Raw genomic sequence first — 7,857 nt, forward strand, 5'->3', positions numbered from 1 at the left:
GATGCAAAGATACTGTCAGGTGTAACGGCGGGTGAGGAACTTACTGTTGAGAAAAAAGATAAAGTTAACCTGTTGTTTGCGAAAGCGTTAAAAGAGATGTATTCCAAAATGGATCCTGCCGGAAAGAGAGATTTTGATGCCTCCTTAACAAAAGTTATACCTGGATTGGGCTTGCCTGCTGAAAAACAAACAATTTTTATTCAGGTTGTAAAGGGCGAAAAAGATGTTACTACTCTGTCAGAGGGAATAACACCTGCCAATGCATTTGCTTTATTGACGAAACTTGCAGAAAGAGGATGGAAAGATAGTTATGATAACACGCTAGCATTTATTAGTCAGCTTTTGGGAGTAAAAGCGCCAGCAGGGCCCACAATAGTCCCGCCGGTTGTTGTTCCCGGGCCAGTTACTCGTCCGGTTGTAACGCCGCCGGTTATTACTCCAGTTACGGGATTTACTGATGCTGAGATTGTCCAACTCCAAGCAGACTTTAATGCTGCGACGGACGCAGCCACTACAAAGACCAAATTTGAAGAATTGATGGCCAAAATAAAGGCAAAAGGAATTAATCCTGCACAAGGCTATAATTTAGCAATTCAAATAGCATTTAATTTTGCCGATACTCAAGAAAAAATGAACTGGGTTATGCAGGCAATTGAAAGCTATTACAGGGCTAATCTTGCTGATTCCGGTTTAATAATCGGGGCAATAATAAAATATTATATTGACAATGCCGCAAAGCAGGTTTTGATAAGAAATGGCATAGATACCTGCCCTGATGGAAATTTCAAAAACCAAATGAAGGGTTTGCTTTGGAAAGGAACCGAAGTTCGTCCTTTAAATGAATTTGACGAAATGCGAAGGTTAAGTAATATAAGGAATTACATAGCCAATGAAGTTCCAAATACTCCAAGAAAGGGACGCATGCAACCAGAAGGTTCTGTTGGGGCTATGACGAGTACAGCTCTCGGTTCTGAAGAATGGGAACTTCCTTTGGATCCCAAGCTAACTGAAATGCTAAAGAAAATAACAATAGCTTTTGAGCGTGATGAATGGTTTAGCGGTGATAATAACAGAAGAGCTGCTGCAAAGAGTAGCCCGGGATATTTTATTAAATATGTTATAACAAAACTTGGTGATATGACAGATCTTGAATATGCGGATAGAGACTCTATTCTTAAAACCATCGCGGTTTCTTATAATGTCAGAACAGCACAATCCGAAATGAATGAAATTGTAGGAGTAATTTCGGCAAATGATGCCGTAAGAACTGCAATACTTGCCAAAACAGATTCGATTTTTACCAGTCTTAAGGCAGCTCTAACTTCTGCACCAGTAATTCCACCTGTGACTCCTGGTCCGAAAGTAGGACCGACTGTTACAGGCCTTTCTATTGCTGAGGTATTGGCTTTAATTCCTACTATAAAAGTTACTGCTGCTGGGCAAGTTAATAAAACTTACTTAAAAAGAGTACAGACTATTTCAGCTTTCATTTCTAGTGCTTCTGAAGCCGACAAAACTGCGATTAAAAACGCGATAACAGCTATTACCGGTCTTTCAGAAGCAATTCTTAATTCACCTATAGCTGGTATTGACGCATTGAAAACGGCTTTAACGGCCACCCCTGTTCCGCCTGCCGTACCGCCTAGCCCGATAAACTTAAGGGAAATGGCTAGCGCTGCGGTTGCGTCGGCTTTCGTGGCAGTTCCTGCAATGTGGGGCGGTGCATGGTTAGCCTTAACTCCCGCATTAGCAGTAACGTTAGGGGCATTAAGCGTCGGCTTGATAATTTTAGCATCAATAGCCGCTTTCGCATTTGTTGTTACGTTATTGATTGCGACGAGTATCATAGCTATAAGGGAAGAACCTATAAGAGAAGACCAAGAAGAAAACACTAAGAAACTGTTGAAACAGATCGAAATCCCTTATGATTTAAGAAAAAAGATTGATGATTTGGGAATAACTCTTTCGTCGGACATAGAAGAGGTGCTGAAAATAAAAGAGGTGCTGAAACCAGAAGAAGTGCCGGATCTAAAAGCTCAAAGAAATATTTCCATGTTGACAAAGGGCACTAAAGTTTGGGTAAATCCGAGAGACATAGTAGCCTACCATCATGGATTATCTAGAGCTTTTTCATTGATGGAAAAATTTTGGCATGCGATGTACAAATGGGCATTTATGGTAAAACTCGCCCATGAAATACGGCATATTGAAAGAGGATTTGCCGAACCAAAAGATGTCCTTTTTGATATCGGGTACATTTTCAAACAGATATTGGGATTTTTCAAATTAATGTTTGAACGAAGATTCGGCGATAGCAATGCCATATTGATGAAAAATTATTACCGGTATCTAAGAGACGGGCTTACAAAAGAAGAAGCTTTCAACCAACTGATATTGGATGTCCGGTCATTGAATGTCAGAATGCCAAGCGTTTTCTTAAATGAAACAGGAACAGCATATGTGGATGCAGTAATTAAAAATATTCAAAGTAAATTGGATGAAGCTTTAAAAAAGGGAAATGTTAAAGCGATTCCGATAATACAAGGCATAAGAAGTATCAGTATTGATTCAATTGAAAACTATTATGTAAGAAATGCGGTCCTTTCAGGATTATTGAGATACTTAGTTCGTATTCTTAATACCCCTGGAATCAGCCCCGAGCTTTCTAGTGAAATTCGCAAACTTGCTTCCCCAATTGATTTTTCAACAGAAGTGGTAAAAAATGTTATAAAAATGTCTTCTAAGATTGAAGAAGCGAGGGCAAAGTCGGTTGCGGCTTTGGATATAGATGTTAATGAAGGTATTGAAACGATGAGAGGAAATATTAGGGCAATTGAAGACGATCAATTAAAACCCGAAGTTTTAAGAGATGTGGCGGAAGATATTATTATTGCATCCATGGCTAGAAATTCCGATAAGAAATTCAGAGCTTCGGAAGGGGAAAATTATAATCAAGCGATTAATACAGCGCTGGCGGATATTTTAGTAGTTCAAGATAATGCCTTAAAACCTGAAATTATTAAAGAAGCAGCGAAATTTATTATTATTGCCCTGAACGAAAAAATTAGGGCAAGGTTTAACGAAGCTAAGACACAGCCGGATTATAAAGCAATTCTGGCAATAATAAATAATATTGAAGCAATTGAAGAAAATAATGCTTTTATAAGAGACGCAGTTCTTAAAGAGGCGAAGAAATATATTATTCCTGCCCTTAACGGCAAAATAAAAGCAAACTTTAACGATCTTTTGAGTAGGGGAGAATATAAAGCGATTCTTTCAATAATGAAAGATATTAACACCATTAAAGATGATGTTTTAAGAACTGATGTTATAAAAGATTCAATTCAAGATATTCTTCGTGTTCTATTCAATAAAGATAACAAAAACAATTTTTATGAAGCTTTAAACGAAGATTATAAAGCGATTGTAACATTGGTAAAATATACTAAAGTCGGGGAAATTAAAGATAATACTTTAAAAGCTGAAGTTGAGAAAGAGCTAACGCAACATATTTTGCCTAACCTGATAATGAGGTTCAAAGAAAAGTTTGATAAAGCTATTGAAGAAAAAAGAATTAGCGTGATTAAAGCAATTAGGATAAGAATTGACTCAATTGAAGACGATGCCCTGAGGGCTTCAGTTATAAAGGAATTAACAAAATTTGTAATTCCCGCGCTTCAAATCCTGAAAAAAGATAGGCCTGAAAAGTTAGTAATGATTGAGCCTGATCTTTTTATGGAAGTTGCATACCTTATCTTGCCGGTGAATAAACAAGATAAGGATCGTGTTTCAGACGCCATTAATAAATTCATAAAAGGCAAAGCTAAAACTGATGATATTATCAATGCGTTAGCGTTAGGCAGACTTGCAAGATACGTTGAAAACTTCCGCAAAGAGGAAACGGTTGTAATAGAAGCAACAGGCAGAAGCATTGCGCCTCATAAAGAAACCGCAAAATGGGCAAAAGAATTAACGGAAAGAATTGCCAGGGGCGAGGTAGAAGAAAAGCTTTATTTTACGGTTTTTGACCTTGCTGACTATACAGAAAGTCAGGAAGACGATCATCTTAATAATTCATTCGCTGTTTCGGGAATTATTCAGAAAATTGATATTGTTGTGGCTGATCGCGCAAAAATGCCTATTGAAAATGGTGTGTTTTTATGCAATGTGCCCTTTGACAACAATCCTGCTAGGAATTTTGAAGTCCGCTTTGTAAGATATCAGCTTGAAGGAAGGAAACAGTTTGCATATAAAATGATTGTTATCAAAAATCCGGGAGCTACAATAGAAGATTCCCAGAGGGCAAAACTTCTTTTGATAAACAGAATCTGGCAGGACAAAGTGATTCGCGAATATCTTGCAAACCTCGGAATAGTTTTCGGGACAAGAAAGGGCGAGCTTTTGCCGCCGATTATTAATCTCGGTTCGCCTGAGACAGTTTATGCTCATCCGGAAATGGTTGATGACGCTTATGCGAAAATTTTGCCTAATGCCTGCTTTACTTATGCGCCTCCAGCATCATTAAAAGGTTTAGAACTTAACCAGATTTTGCTTAATGCATCCGGTAATTTGCTTGCTGATCTGAAGGTAGAAACAAGGGATATTTCAACTTTAACGCAAGCCGAATTTAATATCTATATGCAGAATGTTGTTTTACAGGGCAAGACAATAATAATGGGAAAAATTGAGGATCAGGAAAATGCGCTTATGGAAATCCCGATATCTTCCGCCCAACCCTATGGAAAAGAAATAAATCAGGAAGTAGGGAGAATAACTAATATTTTACCATTAACGGAAGAGTTGGATATAAAGAACATTATATTAAGCGGCTTTTTTGATACGCAAAATGCAGGAATATGGAATATAACTAACCTTGATCTGTTAAACTTTGCAAAAAAATTGGGATTAAGTAGAAAGGAATTAGATATAGAAACTTTAGAAAACATTTTAAGTGTTCCTAAAGATCAAAAAACTGAGTTTGAGAACGAAGATGAACTCAAGATAGCACAAGAAAACGCTATAAAGCGCCAGATAAAGGCCGGTAAGATGTTTGAAAAACTCCAATATATATATGCGAAAGATTTTCAAATATTTAAGGATAAAAATATTGATCGGCTTTCGGAATTCCTTGATAAAATAGACAAAAAAGACAAGGATGCTGTTTTTATAATGCTTTGGCTGTTTGAAACACAGCTCAGAAGCGAGATTAAAAGAATTCATTCTAAGGGCAAAAAAGTCTATGCGTCGTATGAAATTACCGACGGAAAAGATCTTAGCGAAAAGACGCTGTCTGAACTTTCAATGCTTGCGGAGTTTGGTTTTGACGGTTTCAGAATAACTTTCACAAATGGCACAAGCATTACGGAAGATAATTTTAAATTAATAAATTCAATTGTGAAAAGCCGTAATCCTATTGCAAAAGTCTATGCCAGCGGCCCGACTGCTGCGCTTAAGTATATGATAAGCAAAACAATCGGGGTTGTGGATTTTGTGTCAGTTTTATCCGCTCTTGAAACGCCGGATTACGCTTCTTTCCTTGAATTTGATATCAGTATGTATCAAGATAATATTGACGCAATAAAAAATAACGTTAAGAATGCAGCTGGTATTATAGTAAAAATTCCTCGGGGAAAAAGACTTGTCAGGAGCGGAGACACAAGAAAAGGATTTTTCAGGGCTGACAATATTTCAGGAATTATTAAAGCTCTTGCTATCGGTTGGAATCCGACTCTTTCAAGTTACCGCTATACCGGAAGAAACTTCCCGGCTGATAAATCGCAAATTGACATGGGTATAGATCCAGCCGTAACAACGGATTTGAACGAATTAACTCCGGATCAATTGATTGAGCTTATTATATCATTCCGAAGTTTTAAGAGCGTATGTCAGTACTTTGAATCTACTGAAGACGGAAGAAAGAAATTAAAACAGCTTGTAAGTGATCCCGTCAAACTTGATAGATTTGCTGTTAAAATAAACAAAATAATAACCGGAATGAAAGGGGTTGATGCAAATACAGGAAAAATCATAAATAATTATGTGGAAAAGATCATTCTGCGAACAAACTCAGTCACGGCTCCGGAAATAAAGTTGCAGGGATGCTTCGGATTAATGGAATTTATTATTGGGCTTGGCATTGGTTTTGAGAAAGATCCGGCGGCAACTGAATACGAAGGCTTTAATAAAGAATTGCATATCAATATGACTGCTATGGCTAATTCCCTTGGTATGAAATGGGTAGATATACACTACATTGATCCCATTGATTCTATCACTGCAAAAGGGTTAAGTAAGCGCCCAGATGTTAGAATTTACTATAAAGGTGAGCTGTTCGATCCTGTAAAACATAAAGGAGCTCTTTTTATACTTAGACATGTTGAGTTTGAAGTTCCTTTGCCTCAACCCGGTAAATTTTACAGTGTATATCTTGAAGAAGGCAGCAGAATAGTAGATAGCGTTATAGAATTAAATGATAGTAAACCTGAACTAAGGTTGGAGGCAAACACCGTAATGGTTAAGTCAAAGATTGAGCGGCCTGTGAATACTGCAGGAATGAATGATTTTGAGATAGTCATGTACGCTTATGCATACTTTCAGAAAAATAAAGGAGTTGAAACTATGCAGAATCTTCAGAATAACCTAAGGATGATTCTTAATCCTTTGCTTGGGAAAATTGTTACAACTGGTACTTTGCCCGATATAATGTTCAAGAAAGGCATAGATACAGCAACGAAGAAATGGGCTATGAGCGCATTGTTTGAGATGTTTGATGTGGTTATTGAAAGAAAAGCTATACGAGACTTTATAAGGAAATCTGCACAGCCCAGTATGAAAGCGATTCGTGGTATCATCTCCGCAGCGTAATGCTGGTTACCCAACCTCCAAACCCGGTTTGGCGGTTGGTTGGGTACAAGCGAAATAGAAATCTGGGGGAAAAAGTACAATGCGGGTTTGGCAATTACCATGCCCCCTCCTTCGCTGGTCATTTCGTCAATATACAGAGCTATTCGCTCTATTGTCTAAATAGCTTCGGAGGGCACAGCGCGTTGGAAATATAAAATAAGAATATGATTGAAAATACAATGCATAATGGATTTAAGTTCACAAATATTTCACAATTTTTTCAAACAATTTTTATGGCAATTTTATAGCATAGTGCCATATAAATATAAACGGGGGAAAACCTGCTTGAAAACCTTTCAGTTTCTTTCAATTTTCCCTTTTAAAAATTAGGAGAAAAGTTAACGTAGTCCCCAATCTATGTTTATAATTAAAGCTCAAAAATTAATGGTTTCCTCACTCATTGTCTTTTGTTTTATGCTGAACGGTTTTATTCCCAGATTCAGCATAGGCCAAAAAGACATTGAAGTTATTGAGCAGATTTTAGAAAATCAGGGGCCGCTTCTAAAATTCTTCTCCTGTATTTCCGTTCCTCTAAATATTGTAAACAAGATATTTTCAGAAAGCGGGAACGGTTTTTCCGATACGCAAAAAGAAAAAAGCAAACAAGAAGAAAAAAATAGTACTTTAGCTGATTTCAGTTTTATCAGCTTGGGAAAAAATATAACGAAAGAAAGATACAATCTCAAATCCGGTTTTGTAAATAAAATTGATGTAAATACAATAAGCAGATTTTTCTATTTAGCCCGGAGCAGAATTTTTGTAATTAACAATCTGATTGAAGATATTTTTACACTGTTTAACAAAAACTTTATTCTATTTCCCAGAGGCGGTATCAGCACAGAAGACGAAGCTTCTTTGATAAATTTTATTGGAAATATTGATCCCAGCCTGGAAAATTCCACGCTGGGACTTTTCTTTTATACCCTAACCTCCAAACCCGGTTTGGCGGTTGGG

2 protein-coding genes are annotated in these 7,857 nt (G+C 37.2%); both read left to right on the plus strand.

The window, feature by feature from the left end; genetic code table 11:
- Window positions 1-96: 96 nt before the first annotated feature.
- Entirely contained in the window at window positions 97-6,864 is a 6,768-nt protein-coding gene (locus NT145_04725) for a hypothetical protein (GenBank protein MCX5781991.1), read from the plus strand.
- A 396-nt stretch (window positions 6,865-7,260) separates the two neighbouring features.
- The coding region (locus NT145_04730; GenBank protein ID MCX5781992.1) for a hypothetical protein at window positions 7,261-7,857 on the plus strand (597 nt) is incomplete at its 3' end.

Source organism: Elusimicrobiota bacterium, assembly GCA_026388075.1.
Classification (GTDB): Bacteria; Elusimicrobiota; Endomicrobiia; order Endomicrobiales; family JAPLKN01; genus JAPLKN01.